This window comes from Bacillus sp. JJ1122 (genome assembly GCF_036964885.1).
Taxonomy (GTDB): domain Bacteria; phylum Bacillota; class Bacilli; order Bacillales; family Cytobacillaceae; genus Mesobacillus.
On sequence record NZ_JBALQL010000017.1, the window covers coordinates 1 to 15,608 of the forward strand.

At 42.2% G+C, this 15,608-nt stretch carries 19 protein-coding genes; 5 read left to right on the top strand and 14 right to left on the bottom strand.

Annotated elements, in window-relative coordinates; translation table 11 throughout:
- Positions 1 to 220: 220 nt before the first annotated feature.
- Positions 221 to 448, bottom strand: a complete 228-nt coding sequence (locus V7201_RS10250; protein WP_335376657.1) for a hypothetical protein — start codon at positions 446 to 448, stop codon at positions 221 to 223.
- A gap of 143 nt (positions 449 to 591) precedes the next feature.
- Here V7201_RS10250 and pdaB point away from each other — a divergent pair, with 143 nt between their 5' ends.
- A complete protein-coding gene (gene pdaB / locus V7201_RS10255; protein ID WP_335376658.1) occupies positions 592 to 1,344 on the top strand; it encodes a polysaccharide deacetylase family sporulation protein PdaB in 753 nt (250 codons plus the stop codon).
- Between the two features lie 287 nt (positions 1,345 to 1,631).
- Here the strand turns inward: pdaB and V7201_RS10260 are convergent, their stop codons facing one another.
- Positions 1,632 to 2,297, bottom strand: a complete 666-nt coding sequence (locus tag V7201_RS10260) for a KinB-signaling pathway activation protein (protein WP_335376659.1) — start codon at positions 2,295 to 2,297, stop codon at positions 1,632 to 1,634.
- 145 nt (positions 2,298 to 2,442) lie between these two features.
- On the opposite strand from V7201_RS10260, the gene gerD reads away from it, so the two are divergent.
- A complete protein-coding gene (gerD, locus tag V7201_RS10265; RefSeq protein ID WP_335376660.1) occupies positions 2,443 to 3,075 on the top strand; it encodes a spore germination lipoprotein GerD in 633 nt (210 codons plus the stop codon).
- A 112-nt stretch (positions 3,076 to 3,187) separates the two neighbouring features.
- On the opposite strand, the gene V7201_RS10270 is transcribed toward gerD, so the two are convergent.
- The 3 genes from V7201_RS10270 to V7201_RS10280 form a co-directional block, all read right to left on the bottom strand.
- Complete coding sequence (locus V7201_RS10270; protein ID WP_335376661.1) at positions 3,188 to 4,240, bottom strand: Mrp/NBP35 family ATP-binding protein; 1,053 nt, start codon at positions 4,238 to 4,240, stop codon at positions 3,188 to 3,190.
- A 159-nt stretch (positions 4,241 to 4,399) separates the two neighbouring features.
- Entirely contained in the window at positions 4,400 to 5,116 is a 717-nt protein-coding gene (gene cwlD / locus V7201_RS10275; protein ID WP_335376662.1) for an N-acetylmuramoyl-L-alanine amidase CwlD, read from the bottom strand.
- Between the two features lie 80 nt (positions 5,117 to 5,196).
- The gene (locus V7201_RS10280; RefSeq protein WP_335376663.1) at positions 5,197 to 5,640 is read right to left on the bottom strand and encodes a YbaK family protein; all 444 of its coding nucleotides are present in this window, start codon (positions 5,638 to 5,640) and stop codon (positions 5,197 to 5,199) included.
- A 278-nt stretch (positions 5,641 to 5,918) separates the two neighbouring features.
- Between V7201_RS10280 and V7201_RS10285 the strand changes: the two genes are divergently transcribed.
- The 3 genes from V7201_RS10285 to V7201_RS10295 all read left to right on the top strand — a co-directional run bounded on the left by V7201_RS10285 (position 5,919) and on the right by V7201_RS10295 (position 8,591).
- Positions 5,919 to 6,884 carry a S8 family peptidase gene (locus V7201_RS10285; protein WP_335376664.1) on the top strand — a complete coding sequence of 322 codons (966 nt, stop codon included), beginning with the start codon at positions 5,919 to 5,921 and terminating at the stop codon, positions 6,882 to 6,884.
- Positions 6,881 to 7,693 (top strand): endonuclease I family protein, encoded by an 813-nt coding sequence (locus V7201_RS10290; protein WP_335376665.1) that lies wholly within the window; start codon positions 6,881 to 6,883, stop codon positions 7,691 to 7,693. Before V7201_RS10285 ends, V7201_RS10290 begins: the two co-directional genes overlap by 4 nt.
- A gap of 187 nt (positions 7,694 to 7,880) precedes the next feature.
- The gene (locus V7201_RS10295; RefSeq protein ID WP_335376666.1) at positions 7,881 to 8,591 is read left to right on the top strand and encodes a hypothetical protein; all 711 of its coding nucleotides are present in this window, start codon (positions 7,881 to 7,883) and stop codon (positions 8,589 to 8,591) included.
- A 52-nt stretch (positions 8,592 to 8,643) separates the two neighbouring features.
- Here V7201_RS10295 and V7201_RS10300 read toward each other — a convergent pair whose 3' ends face one another.
- From V7201_RS10300 to V7201_RS10340, 9 genes are all read right to left on the bottom strand, one after another.
- The gene (locus V7201_RS10300) at positions 8,644 to 9,009 is read right to left on the bottom strand and encodes a hypothetical protein (protein WP_335376667.1); all 366 of its coding nucleotides are present in this window, start codon (positions 9,007 to 9,009) and stop codon (positions 8,644 to 8,646) included.
- 397 nt (positions 9,010 to 9,406) lie between these two features.
- The gene (gene rpsI / locus V7201_RS10305; protein ID WP_125482115.1) at positions 9,407 to 9,799 is read right to left on the bottom strand and encodes a 30S ribosomal protein S9; all 393 of its coding nucleotides are present in this window, start codon (positions 9,797 to 9,799) and stop codon (positions 9,407 to 9,409) included.
- A gap of 20 nt (positions 9,800 to 9,819) precedes the next feature.
- Positions 9,820 to 10,257 carry a 50S ribosomal protein L13 gene (gene rplM, locus V7201_RS10310; RefSeq protein ID WP_251487446.1) on the bottom strand — a complete coding sequence of 146 codons (438 nt, stop codon included), beginning with the start codon at positions 10,255 to 10,257 and terminating at the stop codon, positions 9,820 to 9,822.
- Between the two features lie 175 nt (positions 10,258 to 10,432).
- On the bottom strand, positions 10,433 to 11,197 hold the full coding sequence (truA, locus tag V7201_RS10315) for a tRNA pseudouridine(38-40) synthase TruA (RefSeq protein WP_335376668.1): 765 nt from the start codon (positions 11,195 to 11,197) through the stop codon (positions 10,433 to 10,435).
- An 8-nt stretch (positions 11,198 to 11,205) separates the two neighbouring features.
- Positions 11,206 to 12,003, bottom strand: coding sequence for an energy-coupling factor transporter transmembrane component T family protein (locus tag V7201_RS10320; RefSeq protein ID WP_335376669.1), 798 nt, complete (start codon positions 12,001 to 12,003; stop codon positions 11,206 to 11,208).
- Positions 12,000 to 12,869, bottom strand: a complete 870-nt coding sequence (locus tag V7201_RS10325; protein ID WP_335376670.1) for an energy-coupling factor ABC transporter ATP-binding protein — start codon at positions 12,867 to 12,869, stop codon at positions 12,000 to 12,002. The genes V7201_RS10320 and V7201_RS10325 overlap by 4 nt, the downstream gene beginning before the upstream one ends.
- On the bottom strand, positions 12,845 to 13,684 hold the full coding sequence (locus V7201_RS10330) for an energy-coupling factor ABC transporter ATP-binding protein (protein WP_335376671.1): 840 nt from the start codon (positions 13,682 to 13,684) through the stop codon (positions 12,845 to 12,847). The genes V7201_RS10325 and V7201_RS10330 overlap by 25 nt, the downstream gene beginning before the upstream one ends.
- A 420-nt stretch (positions 13,685 to 14,104) precedes the next feature.
- Positions 14,105 to 14,467, bottom strand: a complete 363-nt coding sequence (gene rplQ / locus V7201_RS10335; RefSeq protein WP_144481247.1) for a 50S ribosomal protein L17 — start codon at positions 14,465 to 14,467, stop codon at positions 14,105 to 14,107.
- A 79-nt stretch (positions 14,468 to 14,546) separates the two neighbouring features.
- Complete coding sequence (locus V7201_RS10340; protein ID WP_207503064.1) at positions 14,547 to 15,491, bottom strand: DNA-directed RNA polymerase subunit alpha; 945 nt, start codon at positions 15,489 to 15,491, stop codon at positions 14,547 to 14,549.
- Positions 15,492 to 15,608 lie beyond the last annotated feature (117 nt).

Here is a 15,608-nt window from a genome sequence, read left to right on the forward strand (position 1 = left end):
AGTTTTCAAAGAGCAATTTTATTATTCTGCCGCTCAGAAGCGACTTTCATAATATATCATGTGTTCAACTTGATGTCAATCACATTTTTTATTATTTCCACCGCTGTTTAATCGTTTTTTTGATTAGCTCAGCAGCGACGTTTATTAATATATCAGGATAACTCATTTGCGTCAACCATATTTCTAAAAAAAATATTAAAAAGCTTTTGAGAATATGTAATTAGCCTTTATACATACTTTTCTTCGCTGGCATATATTTAAGACACTCCTTAGGAGAAGCTATTCTTTTAAAGAGTGAAAACAGGATTTGGTATCTTTCTTTCATTGATCTTTTCACAACATGGTCAATCCGATCATCCTTTAAATCGAAAAGGATTTCGTCCATTTCTCTTTTGATTAAGTATTCAAGTTCTTTTAATTCTTTTTCATTGATCAGAACACCAAGCATACATACACTCCTGTTCATTTTCTCATAGTGATTGTAGTGTTATCTTTTTTGGGGATTTTTATAATCTTATTTTTTATTATCATATCTTTTGAAAATACGAATAAAAATTAGACAAGGAGTGCATTGGACGAGGTGGTGAGAAAATGAATTTCTTTTTTGTATTAAATGCGAAATCGATTAAACAGATTTTAGTCATCATGATTGCTGCTTTTTTCACAGCATGGTTCTTTTTCATGGAAAATATGATTCAAATCCCCGCTTTCTCTGCGAAAGATGAACCGAAAGCTATTTATAAAGGCGAAAAGGATATAGCCTTGACCTTTAACATTGGCTGGGGGGACGAAAAGGCTGAACCCATTCTGGACATCTTAAAGAAAGAAAAGGCAACAGCTGTAACCTTCTTTTTATCTGGATCCTGGGCTGAAAGGCACCCTGACCTAGTTAGCAGAATGGTAAAAGAGGGATATGAAATTGGGATGCTTGGTTATGAATACAAAGATTATACCGAGTTGGAGGATGACAAAATAAGGCGTGACATCATGAAGGCCCAGGAAGCATTCAAGAAACTCAATGTGAAAAACATTGAATTACTGAGGGCTCCTACTGGACATTTCGACCAGCGCACTTTAAAAATCGCAGAGCGCCTTGGCTACACAGTAGTCCATTGGAGTCTCGATACGAAGGACTGGACTAACCCGGGAACTGCCGTTATAGCTGAAAATGCTGCTAAAGCAAAAAAAGGTGAGATCCTTTTAATGCACGCATCGGATTCTGCCAAACAGACAGCTGATGCACTTCCGCTTGTGTTAAAGGATATTCGTGGGAAAAATTTAAAAATGGTCACCGTTTCTGAAATGATCGCAAACGGAGACTCTAAATCAGCTGAAATAAAATAACCTTCTAATTTGGCATTAAACGGTCAGTGTGTCACAAAAAAATTCGGTTCAAGAATCAGTTAATATACCCTGTTGATTGGAGTGGAAGGCGGCGCGCAGACTCCTCCCGAAAACGCTAACGCATTTCCATCGTGACTGGGTCCATTCGAGGAAGCTCTTCAGTATCCTACGGGCTCACACCCCGCGGAAAGCGATGCGCCTGGAACGAAATCAACAAACCCATTTTACATTCAAACCAGAAAAAAGACTGTAGCCAATTGATCTTGGCTACAGTCTGAACTGTCCAATTAAGCATTGGACGGTTTTTTTTGTGCTTTTTTATTCGCTTTTATGTTCCTATCAAGGGCTTTGCGCTCCTCAATCGATTTTTGATTTAACTTGTGAAGGACCAGCAGCTGATAGGCGTTACAAATTAACAACGGGAAGAGCATAAGGTATAGCCAGCTATGTTCGTTAACCTGCAAAACCGGAACCCATTCTATCACGGTTACAACCACCATGAAAAATAATGCAGGGATAAATGCCTCTTTGTTCGTTTGCTTTGCTTTTATTAAAGCTGTAACAATACCTGCAATTAAAACAATCCCTGCAAGTCCCAAGTATGGCAGGATGTTGTCCCCTTTTTCAGCAAATGAATTAAAACGAAAATAAACAAGATCAAATAATACAAAGGCAATCAGAACTACCTGGACCGCATTCCAAAGAGATTTAAAAACGCCAAGTCCAAAGCGGTGGACAGTCAGATAAGCAAAGAATCCCATTTGGCTAAGAATGCTAAATATAAGTCCTACACCCATTAGCCATAATAAGATTGAAAGTAGCTCCATCATGCTAAAATCACTTAATAACTGCTGGAACTCATCCCAGCGGACAATAAAACCAACCACGCCTGTTGTCACTGCTCCTACAACAAGGGTGGTGAAAAATAAATGAACCCAATTACGGCTTGTCACGATTTTTTCCCCCATAAAAAAAATAACTGCTCTCCTTGATTGTACCAATGCATGTATGAAAAATCTAGGTGCTCGCTTGGTGTATAACATTTTGCCTTTTAACTCATTCTAAGATTAGGGCTTTCTATGTGAAAGGGGAATGAATATGGAGAAGATAATGAAATTTTTAATCCCCGCCGCCTTTTTACTCTTGGCTGCCGGCTGTGCTCCAACAGAGTCAGGCGGGGGACAAGTTGATTACGAAGAAACAAAGAAAATGGTAGTCGACATCCTTAAAACTGATGATGGCAAAAAGGCGATCCAGGAAGTGATGGGCGACGATGGCATGAAACAAAAATTAATAATGGACCAGCCGGTCGTAACCGATACAATCGAAAAGACATTAACATCTGAAAAAGGAATGGATTTTTGGAAGAAGTCCTTAGAAGATCCAAAATTTGCCGAAAGTGTCGCAAAAAGCATGAAGAAAGAAAATGAAAAACTGTTGAAAAACCTGATGAAGGATCCGGAATATAAAGGCATGATGATTGAGGTCATGAAGGATCCGGAACTGGAAAAAGAATTGACTACTCTTTTAAAAAGCAAAGAGTATCGTGAACACTTACAAAAAGTCATGTCAGAAACCTTTGAGAGCCCGCTTTTCAAGGCTAAACTGCAGGCCCTGATTGTAAAAGCAGCTGAGGAACTCCCAACTCAGAAACCTGAAGGCGGCGGAGATGGTGGCGGTGGCGGTGGAGGATCCGGTAGTTCTGGCGGAGGATCTTCTGGAGGACAGTAATTCACAAGAGGACAACACTATAAAAGCAATAATTAACAAGCCTCTCCCTTATGTTTAACGGGAGAGGCTTCATTTTTTAGCATGGATTTATAGCCCATAGAAAGAAAAAGCTTTACTTGTCGAGCATATGGACGATTTCCTGGGCGATGTTCGTATAAATTGCGCCAATCTGATCATCTTCCTGGTAAATTGATGGAGCAAAATCTTCCTCGTTCCAGGTCGGCTGACCTAATGGAAGCTTGCCTAAAAGCTTAGTATTCAGCTCATCAGCTAATTTTTCCCCGCCGCCTTGACCAAAGACATACTCTTTTTCCTCAGTCAGCTTGCTTTCAAAGTAAGACATATTTTCAATAACGCCAAGGATTTCATGTTCAGTTCTTAATGCCATAGCACCTGCTCTGGCAGCGACGAATGCTGCAGTCGGATGCGGTGTTGTAACAATTATTTCTTTACATGTCGGCAGCATAGTATGGACATCCAAAGCTACATCTCCTGTACCTGGCGGCAAATCAAGCAGCAGGTAATCAAGCTCTCCCCATTCAACCTCATTGAAGAAGCTGTTCAACATTTTTCCGAGCATTGGCCCGCGCCAGATAATCGGTGCATTGTCTTCAACAAAGAATCCCATAGAGATTACTTTTACTCCATGTCTTTCAACTGGGATAATCCTTTCTCCTCTTACAACCGGACGCTTCGTGATGCCCATCATGTCCGGAACACTGAAACCGTAAATATCAGCGTCGACTAGTCCAACTTTTTTACCAAGGCGTGCAAGTGAAACGGCAAGGTTCACAGAAACAGTCGACTTACCGACTCCGCCTTTACCGCTGGCGATAGCAATGAACGTCGTTTTGCTATTTGGTGAAAGCAAGCCTTCCTCTTCAGGTGCCGCTGTCTGGAATTTCGAAAGGATCTCGGCAGGAAGTTCAGTGAATCTTAATCCAACCGTTTCAACCCCTGATTCTTTTAAAAGGTTAACGATTTGCGTCTGGAGCTGCAACTGTTCCGCTGTACCCGTTTTAGCAATCCCAATTTTAACGCTTACATGGTTCTTCTCTTCTTTGATCTTAATTTCTTCGATCGCATTTATTTCTTCGAGTGTTTTATGTAAAAATGGTTCCTTAAGGTCTTTTAAAAGTTCACGTACCTTAGCTTCAGATAACATAATGACACCCTCCTCTGTAAATTTTCATTTCAATGACAGTATAACACATTAGAATAATTACTAAGTGTTAAACCTATCACACATTTCTGAAAGATTATTCTTGCCTGATTAATGTAGTATAACCCCCCTACATAAAAAAGAAGGATCCATGACCCTTCTTTAATTGTTCCAGAATTTTTGTTCATCAGTAAAATAGCGAAGCATTCCTTCATAAATAGAGGCTGCAACCTTTTCCTGGTAAGCCTCTTGTCTGAGGTTCGCTTCTTCTTCAGGATTGGACAGGAACCCGATTTCTACTAACACCCCAGGTTTATTCGTATGTTTTAACAGATAGATTTCATTTGCTGGCTTGGCTTTTCGGTCTGTATTTTCCAGGTTCCGGCGCAGTTCATCCTGGATCAATTTCGCCGCCCTTTTGTTTTCTTTAAAATGGGTAGAGTAAAACGTTTGGGCTCCCTTCCATTTAGGCGAAGGGATCGCATTCAAGTGGATGGTCGCAAAAAAGTCTGCCTCTGATTCATTAATCAAATCCAGACGCCTTTTTAAATCCTGGACCTTTCTCTTGCTGTATCCCTTTAGGCCTTTATCGGCAAGATCGACATCTTTTTCACGAGTCATGATGACGAGTGCTCCCTGCTGCTGAAGGTAATCCCGTAATTTGAGAGCCACATTTAAGGCAATATCTTTTTCAAATGCTTCCTCTTCCCCCGCTCCCGGGTCAACGCCGCCATGGCCAGGATCAAGGTAGATGATTTTTCCGGATAAAGGAAGATTCCATGATTCCCAGGAATCGTTTTCAGCAAAATCGTACTGCAATATAAGGAACAGCACGGCCAGGCCGGCTGCAAATAAGATTATTTTGAATTTTTTCAGCATTTCTAAACCATCCTTCCCAGCTAGTCCCTGTTAATACACTATATGGGACAGGACAATGGTTTAGAACTTTAGTCAATTCTCTAATGCAGCCTTAGTTTATATTTCTTTTCACCTTTCATAAAACCCTCCCGCCACCAGCCGTCGACATACTGCTCGCATAAATAATATAGCTCCTCCGATCCTGTACCTTCTTCACCCTTCCCCCAGAATAGGAAAAAGTTATACAAGGTATCAATCAGGTGCCGCTCCTCTTTATCACAGCGGTACTTAACGGATTCAACCGATTCGCCAAAATAACCAAACCGGCTGAATTTCGCGCCAAGCAGGTATGCTTCAATCGCGACGTCGTAGCAGGCTTCTTCTATTCCTGAATTCATCACAAGATTGGAAGTCAGCCTTGATGAACCAAAATATTGTTTCACCCTGTTCTGCAGGATGTTAATTGATAATTCACGAAGCATGGATCGTTCATATTTAATTTGTTTTTCTCTTCTCTTATCTACAAAAGTCGTTACGACGTTCAATGTATTCTCACCCCTTAAGAAATAGTGTTCAACCTTCCCGCAGGTGTAATGCAATAATAAGGGACGTTTCCTTTTCCAGTTTTCTCAGTCGTTTACTGTATAAAAAAAATTAAAATCAAATATAGCAATTAGGATAAAAAGCCCAGAGTCGGATCTAATTGTAAAAGAGGAACTATTAAATAACCCTACTATTGATACTGTTCATTAATATTCTGAATTGTTAGAATATATATTACAACCAGAACTCGCTTCAATTTTATCTCTGAGGAGGGAAAGAAATGGAGCAATATGTTCGCGTTATTCCTTACAAATTAATTGAGGAGAATGAAGAAATCAATGAAGTTCCAAAGGGTGTCGAGTTAATTCAGGCACCTCAGATCTGGAATAAGACGAAAGGGAAAGGCATTAAGGTTGCTGTACTGGACACTGGCTGCGACATTACCCACCCTGACTTGAAGGACCGCATCATTGGCGGTCGGAATTTTACCGATGATGATCGAAGCAACCCTGATATTTTTAATGATTATAACGGGCACGGCACACATGTATCGGGTACGATTGCAGCCACAGAAAACCACGCTGGTGTCATTGGAGTGGCACCTGAGGCTGGATTATTGATCGTAAAAGTCTTGAACAAAGCTGGCTCCGGCAAATATGAATGGATCATTAAAGGGATTCATTATGCTATTGAACAACAAGCAGATATTATCTCGATGTCACTTGGCGGTCCTGCAGATGTCCCTGAACTACATGAAGCCATTCAAGCCGCTGTTGAAAAGGACATTCTGGTCGTTTGCGCTGCAGGCAATGAAGGGGATGGGGACGACGCTACCAATGAATTTGCCTACCCAGGCTGCTATAACGAGGTGGTCAGCGTTGGCGCGATCAACCTTGAACGTGGTTCTTCCGATTTTACAAACTCACACAATCAAATAGATGTTGTCGCACCTGGAGAAGGTATACTTTCAACTTATCTGAACGGAAAATATGCAAAATTGAGCGGGACATCCATGTCAGCTCCGCATGTTTCTGGTGCGCTTGCTCTTATTAAAACATATGCAAATCAGCAATTTGAACGGCCTCTTACCGAACCTGAGTTATATGCCCAATTAATCAGACGGACTGTTCCACTTGGGAATTCACCAAAACTCGAAGGAAACGGCCTGGTTTACTTGACTGTTCCAGAGCATTTAGCCAGCATTTTCGACCAGAACTTCAAAACCATGGTCGCTAATGCACTATGATTAAGCTCAAAACCATTTTAGAGGAATGGATATCGGCGAAGGATACTCATATCGAAAGCATCAATAACAAAGTGTACTATGATTGTGCGCTGGATCAAAAAACGCGAGAGGAGTATTACAGCAATATCCACTTTGAACAGATTAATCTGGCGGATGAGATGAATATTCTTTTAGTGAATTCCCATACCAATCCTTTAAGGTATTCACCCCACCAATATGTGTATCCATGGGTGGACCTGCAGGAGAATCTTCAGTTAAAAAGTTTATACTCCGGACAGAATCTTGATCCGCTAAAAACCATTGAGGAGGATTTAAGGCAGTTAAAAGCATTTCAGGAAGCTGAATTTTTTTCGAACAGGAGAATGATTTATAACTGCGAGCATGTTGTCCCTCAATCATGGTTTGGCGGAAACGAGCCGATGAAAGGAGATTTGCACCATTTGTTTGCGTGTGAACCGGCCTGTAACAGCATGAGAAACAACTTTCCATATCATGATTATCAGTCATATACTCCTGAGCTGGCTGCTAACGGAATTAGAACAGGCTGCGGCATGGCGGAGAATGGAGGCTTTGAACCCGAATATGGCAAGGGCATTTCAGCAAGAGCGGTGTTTTATTTTACGCTTCGATATAAGGGAGTGATCTCACTTGAGGATCTCACGGATTTGGAGCTTTTGCATAAATGGCATCAAGAAAATCCTGTGACACTATACGAAAAGCACAGGAACGCCGCTATTCAAGAGCTGCAGGGAAATCGCAATCCGTTTATTGATTTTCCGGAACACGCCGAAAAAATGCTTTGGATGTAGTAGACCGCCTGTAAACAGGCGGTTTTTTTTGCTTGATGCTTTACCCTGGGTTCCTTCACTCCTGGAAATGCCGCCAGTAAGTTTATCCTTACCGTGCTCATTACCTGTTATTACCTCCTTATGTTACTAAGGAATTTTACCCCAAAGGGCAAACTACTCCAGAATACTGATGAAGGGATGGATAGCTATGTCAATGGAATGGTTTGACCGTGTAGTTGGGGAATTGCAGGATCATCTTGAATCTATATGTGAAAAATATGAGCAGGATGGCCAGATGGCTGTTGAGCGGGGATCCAAGCATCCAAGAATCGAGTTTTTTGTTGACTATGAGGATGGTGAACGAGAGTATTTTTACTCCCTATTCTTCGATCCGCACAATGAAGAATTCTATACCGAAAAGATTGATGATGAACTGGAGCAGCCTGCCCGGGTCATCCTTTCTGATATAGACGATATAGTCGATGCGGTTCATGAAGGGTTTCATGACTACACTAATGATGCCGACGAAGATGTAGATATCTTTTACGCCACCCATGAGGATGAAACAGAATATATGGATGTCTATGATGATGGCGATTTAGAAGAACTGGATGATGCGGACGAATTCTATATCACTGAAATCGCAGATGATGATGATATCCTTGAGCAAATCGATGTGGAATGGGAAACTCCTGAGGTGACTGCATTCTTCCGGGAGGATGAGGTCGAAGTGACATACCAGTTCGGGGTGGTACAGGAAACAGGCGACGGAGTACTTCGCCGGATTAACCGCTTATGGACAGAGGATGACGATATAATTAAGGATGAGACCAACTTTATCTTCACAAAAGAAGAAGCTCCTACCATCATTGCAATGATTGCGAGTCATATGAATTCCATGCAGGGATACGAAGATTAAACAAAAAAAGATGGATGCAACCCATTTCTGTGGTTACCTCCGTCTTTTATTTTTAATTGAGTACAACTAAAGAAATTCGCGCATTGAGGTTTTTATCCCCGCCGATAACGCCCCGAACAACTACGATGCCGCTGTCATGTGGAACGACGTTATGAATCTCCATACTTGCAGCTCCCTGGAACGGTTTCATTTTCCCCTGGATCAATCCTATTTCTGAAATTGAGGCAAACACCTTACTTTCCGAATTCACAATACCTCCCAAATTCAATTTCTTCTCGAACCCTTGATGGTCAACAATGTCAAACGAGAATGCTTCGCTTTTTCGAGATTGACCTGCTTCACGCGGTTCATAAGTTTGCTCGTCTTTTTTATATGCCAGTTTTCTACTGTTATGAGAATATGGATTATAATAAGCCATTTGTACACACTCCCCCTTCTATATTTTCCTTATAGAAGTATTCACAGTGTCCTTACAATATGCCTTTCCGTTTCTAAAATGGATCATAAGTCCTTTTTTGCTAAAGGCTGAGTTAAATTAGACTGTTGATTTCCGCTCCACACACTCGCCTTTCGCTCCAATCAACCGATGCCAGAATCCGCACTTGCCATTAATACAGCATTGTTTAAAAAAGATTATACAAATATGGCATATCATTCTTGCCTGTCTGCTCCCAATACCAACATGATAACCCTTCTTTTAAATATTGAATTTTAAGATGCAGCCTAAAATGGTCAATAGAATGTGGTCAGAAAGCTTTTTTTACATTAAAAAAGACCCCCAACCAAATAGGTTGAGAGCCTTTGAAGCGTAAAAATTAACGCTTTGAGAACTGAGGTGCACGACGAGCGCCTTTAAGACCGTATTTCTTACGTTCTTTCATACGAGCGTCACGAGTTAATAGTCCTGCACGCTTAAGCGTTGGACGGAATTCTGGGTCAGCTTGAAGTAACGCACGAGCGATACCGTGGCGGATTGCGCCAGCTTGACCAGTGTATCCACCGCCATTTACGTTTACAAGGATATCGTAGCTTCCTACAGTTTCAGTAGCAACAAGTGGCTGCTTAACTACTTCACGTAATGCTGCGAATGGGATATAGTTTTCAATTTCACGATCGTTGATTGTAATTTTTCCAGTGCCTGGTACTAAACGAACTCGTGCAACGGAGCTCTTACGACGACCAGTACCGATATATTGAACCTGTGCCAAGTCAATTACCTCCTTATTAATTATCCGCGAAGTTCGTAAACTTCAGGTTGTTGTGCTTGATGTGGATGCTCGTTACCAGCATATACATGAAGCTTTCTAAACATTTGGCGTCCAAGAGAGTTCTTTGGAAGCATACCTTTGATTGCAAGTTCAAGCATCTTTTCAGCGTAGTTCGTACGCATTTCAAGAGCTGTTCTTTGCTTCAATCCACCTGGGTGCATTGTGTGGCGGTAGTAGATTTTGTCAGTAAGTTTCTTACCAGTAAGTTCGATCTGAGAAGCGTTGATGATGATTACGTGATCACCAGTGTCAACATGTGGTGTGAAAGTTGGTTTATGTTTACCACGTAGAATAGCTGCAACTTCAGTTGAAAGGCGACCTAGAGTCTTGCCTGCAGCGTCAACTACGTACCATTTACGCTCGATATTGTTGGCATTTGCCATAAACGTTGTACGCATGAGTTTCCCTCCTAAATAGTCAAAAAAAAATCAATTTCATTTGTGGTATATTTTCAAACACGATAAAGCTCTTCCGGGGCTGATCGTGGGTTTAAAATACATACATATGATATATTAACCTGTGGTTGAGAGATTGTCAACACCAGGAATAGTTGTCATAATGATTTTTTCAAATTTATTTCCTATTTTCTAATGAATCATCTTCATAGAAAACCTTCCAAAGATAGAGTCCGTGCCCAGGTGCTGTCTTGCCCGCGAGTGTGCGGTCTTTTTTTTCAAGGAGCTCAGGAATTGAATCTGCTGCTCTCTTGCCTGTGCCGATCTCCAAAAGTGTACCTACGAGAATCCTTACCATGTTGTAAAGAAAACCGTTCCCGACAAACCTGAAGACAAACTGGCCGTTCTCTTCAAAAAAATCGATTTCCTTCACTGTCCGTACCCTGTCCTCGACTTCTGTTTTAGCCGAGCAAAAACTAGTAAAATCATGAGTCCCTAGCAGGTGACTGCGAGCTTCCTTCATCGCCTCTAAATCAAGGTTAAAAGGAAACTGGTACGCAAAGTTTCTTTGGAACGGATCTCGATGTTTTGAAAGCAGTATAACGTATCGGTATTCTTTGCCGACAGCGTTAAAGCGCGCATGGAAGTCAGGCGCTGCCAATTCAACCGTATTAATGGCAATATCAGAAGGCAGCAAGGAATTTAGCGCAATCTGCCACCTGGCAGGCTCAATTTCGAGCATTGTATCAAAATGGACAACCTGCCCCCGCGCATGCACTCCTGCGTCTGTACGGCCCGATGCGCTTAGCCTGATGCGTGTACCTTTATTAAGCTTCTCAAGAGCCTTTTCAATTTCTCCCTGGACCGTCCTTTTGCCAGGCTGAACCTGGTAGCCGGAAAACATCGTGCCATCGTATGAAACTGTACATTTTAATCGCGGCATTTTATACCCTACCCTCTTAAAACAATCAGTAGAATCGTAACGAGCGCCAGAAATAGAATCATGCTTGAATCTGCAGGTCCCCATTTCAGCTGACGATACTTTGTCCGGCCTTCTCCGCCTTTGTAGCCTCTGGCCTCCATGGCAACAGCAAGCTCCTCAGCACGCTTGAATGAGCTGATGAACAGCGGAATCAATAACGGAACGATTGCTTTGATTCTCTCTTTGACTGGGCCGCTGTTATACTCTACTCCCCTAGCCGTCTGGGCTTTCATGATTTTGTCTGTTTCCTGCATAAGCGTGGGAATGAACCGCAATGAAATGGACATCATCAAAGCCAGCTCATGAACAGGGAAATTCACCTTTTTCAAAGGATTAAGCAACGTTTCCAAGCCATCTGTTATTTCGATCGGAGTCGTTGTCAGTGTCAAAAGTGAAGTGATCAGAATCAGCAGGAAAAAGCGCAAAGAAATAAATATACCTTGTCTGATTCCATTTTCATAGATTTTCAGCCAGCCTAAATCTAAGACGAGCTCTCCACCCTTTGTCATGAAAATATGCAGCAAGAATGTGAAGACTACCAGCAGCAAAATAGGTTTTAACCCTCCGTAGAGGAATCGTACTGGTATTTTTGACATACCTACCATCAAAAGTGTATATATTGCTAAAACGCCATATGTCCATGCATTATTTGCAATGAAAACAACACAGACAAAAAGAAATACAATAATTAGCTTCGAACGGGGATCCATCCGATGCAAAATGGACTCTCCTGGCACATAGCGGCCAAAAATCATATTCTCTATCATTTCCGGCTGCCCCCTTCCAAAAATTCCGCTACCATCTCGGCTAGCTCTTCCTCGGAAAGACTAATCCGGCTGAATTTAGTCTGAAAGGCTTTTTCAATTCTTAACTGCAGACCGACTACCTCAGGAACATCCAAACCTAAATCTATCAGTGCTTGCGGATTTGAAAAAATCTCTTCAGGTGTCCCTTTTGTTAACACCTTCCCCTGATGCATGACAACAATTTTATCGGCATAACGCGCAGCATCTTCCATGCTGTGTGTAACCAGGATCGTCGAAAGGTTTTTCTTTTTATGAAGTGAATAAAATAAGTCCATTATTTCTTTTCGGCCCCTGGGATCAAGTCCTGCGGTCGGCTCGTCCAATACGATAACCTCTGGTTCCATCGCCAATACTCCGGCAATCGCAACGCGGCGCATTTGGCCGCCTGATAGGTCGAACGGGGATTTTTCAAGGATATCTTCAGACAGGCCGACCAATTGGATGGCTGCCCTTGCACGTTCCTTTGCTTCGTCCTCCGAGACACCAAAGTTCATCGGTCCGAAGCAAATATCCTTTTCCACTGTTTCTTCGAATAACTGGTGTTCTGGAAACTGAAAGACAATTCCCACCTTTTCACGGACACCCTTTAAATTCTTTTCTTTACGATTTCCCTTGATCTCCCTGCTGCCAATCACTACAGAACCTTTTGTCGGCTTCAAAAGAGCATTCAGATGCTGCAGCACCGTAGACTTGCCTGAACCAGTATGGCCGATGATGGCTAAATACGTTCCTGAAGGGATGTCGATGGATACATCAGAAACGGCAAGACGTTCGAAGGGAGAATTAGCCTGGTAACGATATTCTACATTTTTGAGTGAGATGTCCATAATTCTGTCACCAGCTCTTCTTCTGTTAAATATGATTTTGATAGGCCAATCCCTTTATCCCGCATAATTTTGCTCATTTTCACGGGAAAAGGAATATCCAGTCCAAGTTTAATAAGTTCTTCATCCATCTGAAAAATTTCTTCGGGTGTTCCTTCACGGTACAGCTTTCCTTTATTCATGACGAGGATTCTGTCAGCTTTGGCTGCTTCCTCAAGATCATGTGTAATTGAAATGACCGTGATATTTTCCCGGCTTTTTAATTCTCGTACAGTTTCAATGACCTCTGCACGGCCTCTAGGGTCCAGCATTGAGGTAGCCTCATCAAGTATGATGATTGAAGGCTGCAGGGCAAGTACACCTGCAATGGCTACACGCTGCTTTTGGCCGCCGGACAGATGGTGCGGCTCTTGATTTAGAAAGGTTCCCATTTTGACTTTTTCAAGTGAATTTTGGACACGCTCTACCATTAATTCTCTCGGCACGCCGTGATTTTCCAGACCAAAAGCCACATCATCCTGAACAGTAGTTCCAACGAACTGGTTATCAGGATTTTGAAAAACCATTCCGACATTTTTTCGTACATCCCAGACTGTGTCCTCCGATAGAGTAATACCGCATACGGATATTGACCCTTCCTGCGGAAATTGCAGTCCGTTTAACAATTTGGCAAGGGTTGATTTGCCTGAACCATTATGTCCCACTATGGCTAGCCATTCACCTTCAAAAATATCAAAGCTGATATTATTTAAGGCAGGAGCATATTGTCCATCATAGCTAAAAGATACATCTTTGATGCTAACAAGGAGCTTTTTCATCTCCGTCCTCCTCTCAACTCTTCTTAACTAGCTCTTCTCTATTTTCATTGTTTCAGGATCAAAAATTTTTGGATATAAAAAAAGCCTGCACCTCTTCCCGGGCGGAAACGTTCCGCTAATTGCCGGGTCCTTAAAGGACTGGGAAGAAGTGCATGAGCTAGACGAGACAGGCAGGAAAAGCTCCGCGAGTGAATCTGGCATCAGATCCCCGCAGCAGGACGTAAAAATGTATCCTGGCGTTCCTGGCCTAATGGACAGTGAGCAATCCCTCTTTTAAAGCCTGCTCATCATAACGCTCGTTTTGGCTTGTGCTGCTTTTTTCATTTTATCGTCAGAGACATGCCCTGAATGTAAGAAAAAAAGGGGATGAAACAAGTTTGTATAAACTGTCCATCGCCCTTGCCCGAGTGTTTAAAGATATTAAACTAACTCGATAATTACCATTGGCGCACCGTCACCGCGGCGTGGTCCAAGTTTCATAATACGAGTGTATCCACCTTGGCGCTCAGCATAGCGTGGAGCGATGTCAGCGAATAATTTTTGAACTGCATCTTGGTTTGTTTCAGCGTTTGCAACTTCGTGGCGAACCCAAGCAGATGCTTGACGGCGAGCATGAAGGTCTCCGCGCTTTCCAAGAGTAATCATTTTTTCAACAACTGAACGAAGCTCTTTCGCACGTGTTTCAGTCGTTTCAATACGCTCATTGATAATCAAGTCTGTTGTTAAGTCACGTAGCATTGCTTTACGCTGGGCACTTGTGCGTCCTAACTTTCTGTATCCCATGAGTGTTTCCCTCCTTTGTTGAAGTCATAAGCTGGCATTTTCAGTCTGACAGCAAAATGCCTAGTTAATCTGCAATTAACTAGTCATCTTTACGTAAGCCTAAGCCTAGCTCTTCTAGTTTTGCTTTTACTTCTTCTAATGATTTTCTGCCTAGGTTACGAACCTTCATCATGTCTTCTTCTGTCTTATGAGCAAGCTCTTGGACAGTGTTGATTCCAGCACGCTTCAAGCAGTTATATGAACGAACAGAAAGGTCTAATTCTTCGATAGTCATCTCAAGAACTTTTTCTTTTTGATCTTCTTCTTTCTCAACCATGATTTCAGCATTTTGAGCTTCGTCAGTCAGACCGACAAAAATATTCAAATGCTCAGTCAGGATTTTAGCACCGAGTGCAATAGCTTCCTTAGGACCAGTGCTGCCATCTGTCCATACGTCAAAGACCAGCTTGTCATAATTCGTCATTTGCCCTACGCGAGTGTTTTCTACCTGATAAGATACACGTGAAACCGGTGTATAGATTGAGTCGATTGGAATAACTCCGATCGGCTGGTCTTCCCGCTTGTTCTGATCAGCAGGAGTATAACCACGGCCTCTGCGGGCAGTCAAACGCATACGCAATGATCCTTTGCTAGAAAGAGTCGCGATGTGAAGATCCGGATTAAGGATTTCAACATCACTGTCATGCGTGATACCAGCTGCAGTAACAGGACCTTCTCCCTGTAAATCGATTTCGAGTGTCTTCTCTTCGTCAGAGTAGATTTTCAATGCTAATTTCTTAACGTTTAAAATGATTGATGTAACATCTTCTACGACGCCTTCAATTGTTGAGAACTCATGAAGTACTCCATCGATTTGAATCGATGTAACAGCTGCACCTGGGAGTGAGGATAATAGGATACGACGTAAGGAGTTACCCAAAGTTGTACCATATCCACGCTCAAGCGGTTCTACGACAAACTTGCCGTACTTGGCATCATCGCTGATCTCAACCGTTTCGATTTTTGGTTTTTCTATTTCGATCATCAAATATACCCTCCTTCAAAACGTCGAAACCCCGGCTGGTTGTTCACCACACCGAAAGTCCCCCATGTATACGTTCCCGTCTGTGCACAACAACTGGATTAATGATTTCTGTATACT

Bases quoted from the DNA above. Each gene is read 5' to 3' on its own strand.
- V7201_RS10295 (WP_335376666.1), top strand. From the start codon at position 7,881: ATGTCAATGGAATGGTTTGACCGTGTAGTTGGGGAATTGCAGGATCAT.
- gerD (WP_335376660.1), top strand. From the start codon at position 2,443: ATGGAGAAGATAATGAAATTTTTAATCCCCGCCGCCTTTTTACTCTTG.
- pdaB (WP_335376658.1), top strand. From the start codon at position 592: ATGAATTTCTTTTTTGTATTAAATGCGAAATCGATTAAACAGATTTTA.
- V7201_RS10250 (WP_335376657.1), bottom strand. From the start codon at position 448: ATGCTTGGTGTTCTGATCAATGAAAAAGAATTAAAAGAACTTGAATAC.
- V7201_RS10320 (WP_335376669.1), bottom strand. From the start codon at position 12,003: ATGATAGAGAATATGATTTTTGGCCGCTATGTGCCAGGAGAGTCCATT.
- V7201_RS10285 (WP_335376664.1), top strand. From the start codon at position 5,919: ATGGAGCAATATGTTCGCGTTATTCCTTACAAATTAATTGAGGAGAAT.
- V7201_RS10330 (WP_335376671.1), bottom strand. From the start codon at position 13,684: ATGAAAAAGCTCCTTGTTAGCATCAAAGATGTATCTTTTAGCTATGAT.
- V7201_RS10325 (WP_335376670.1), bottom strand. From the start codon at position 12,869: ATGGACATCTCACTCAAAAATGTAGAATATCGTTACCAGGCTAATTCT.
- truA (WP_335376668.1), bottom strand. From the start codon at position 11,197: ATGCCGCGATTAAAATGTACAGTTTCATACGATGGCACGATGTTTTCC.
- V7201_RS10300 (WP_335376667.1), bottom strand. From the start codon at position 9,009: ATGGCTTATTATAATCCATATTCTCATAACAGTAGAAAACTGGCATAT.
- V7201_RS10340 (WP_207503064.1), bottom strand. From the start codon at position 15,491: ATGATCGAAATAGAAAAACCAAAAATCGAAACGGTTGAGATCAGCGAT.
- V7201_RS10290 (WP_335376665.1), top strand. From the start codon at position 6,881: ATGATTAAGCTCAAAACCATTTTAGAGGAATGGATATCGGCGAAGGAT.
- cwlD (WP_335376662.1), bottom strand. From the start codon at position 5,116: ATGCTGAAAAAATTCAAAATAATCTTATTTGCAGCCGGCCTGGCCGTG.
- rplM (WP_251487446.1), bottom strand. From the start codon at position 10,257: ATGCGTACAACGTTTATGGCAAATGCCAACAATATCGAGCGTAAATGG.
- rplQ (WP_144481247.1), bottom strand. From the start codon at position 14,467: ATGGGATACAGAAAGTTAGGACGCACAAGTGCCCAGCGTAAAGCAATG.
- V7201_RS10270 (WP_335376661.1), bottom strand. From the start codon at position 4,240: ATGTTATCTGAAGCTAAGGTACGTGAACTTTTAAAAGACCTTAAGGAA.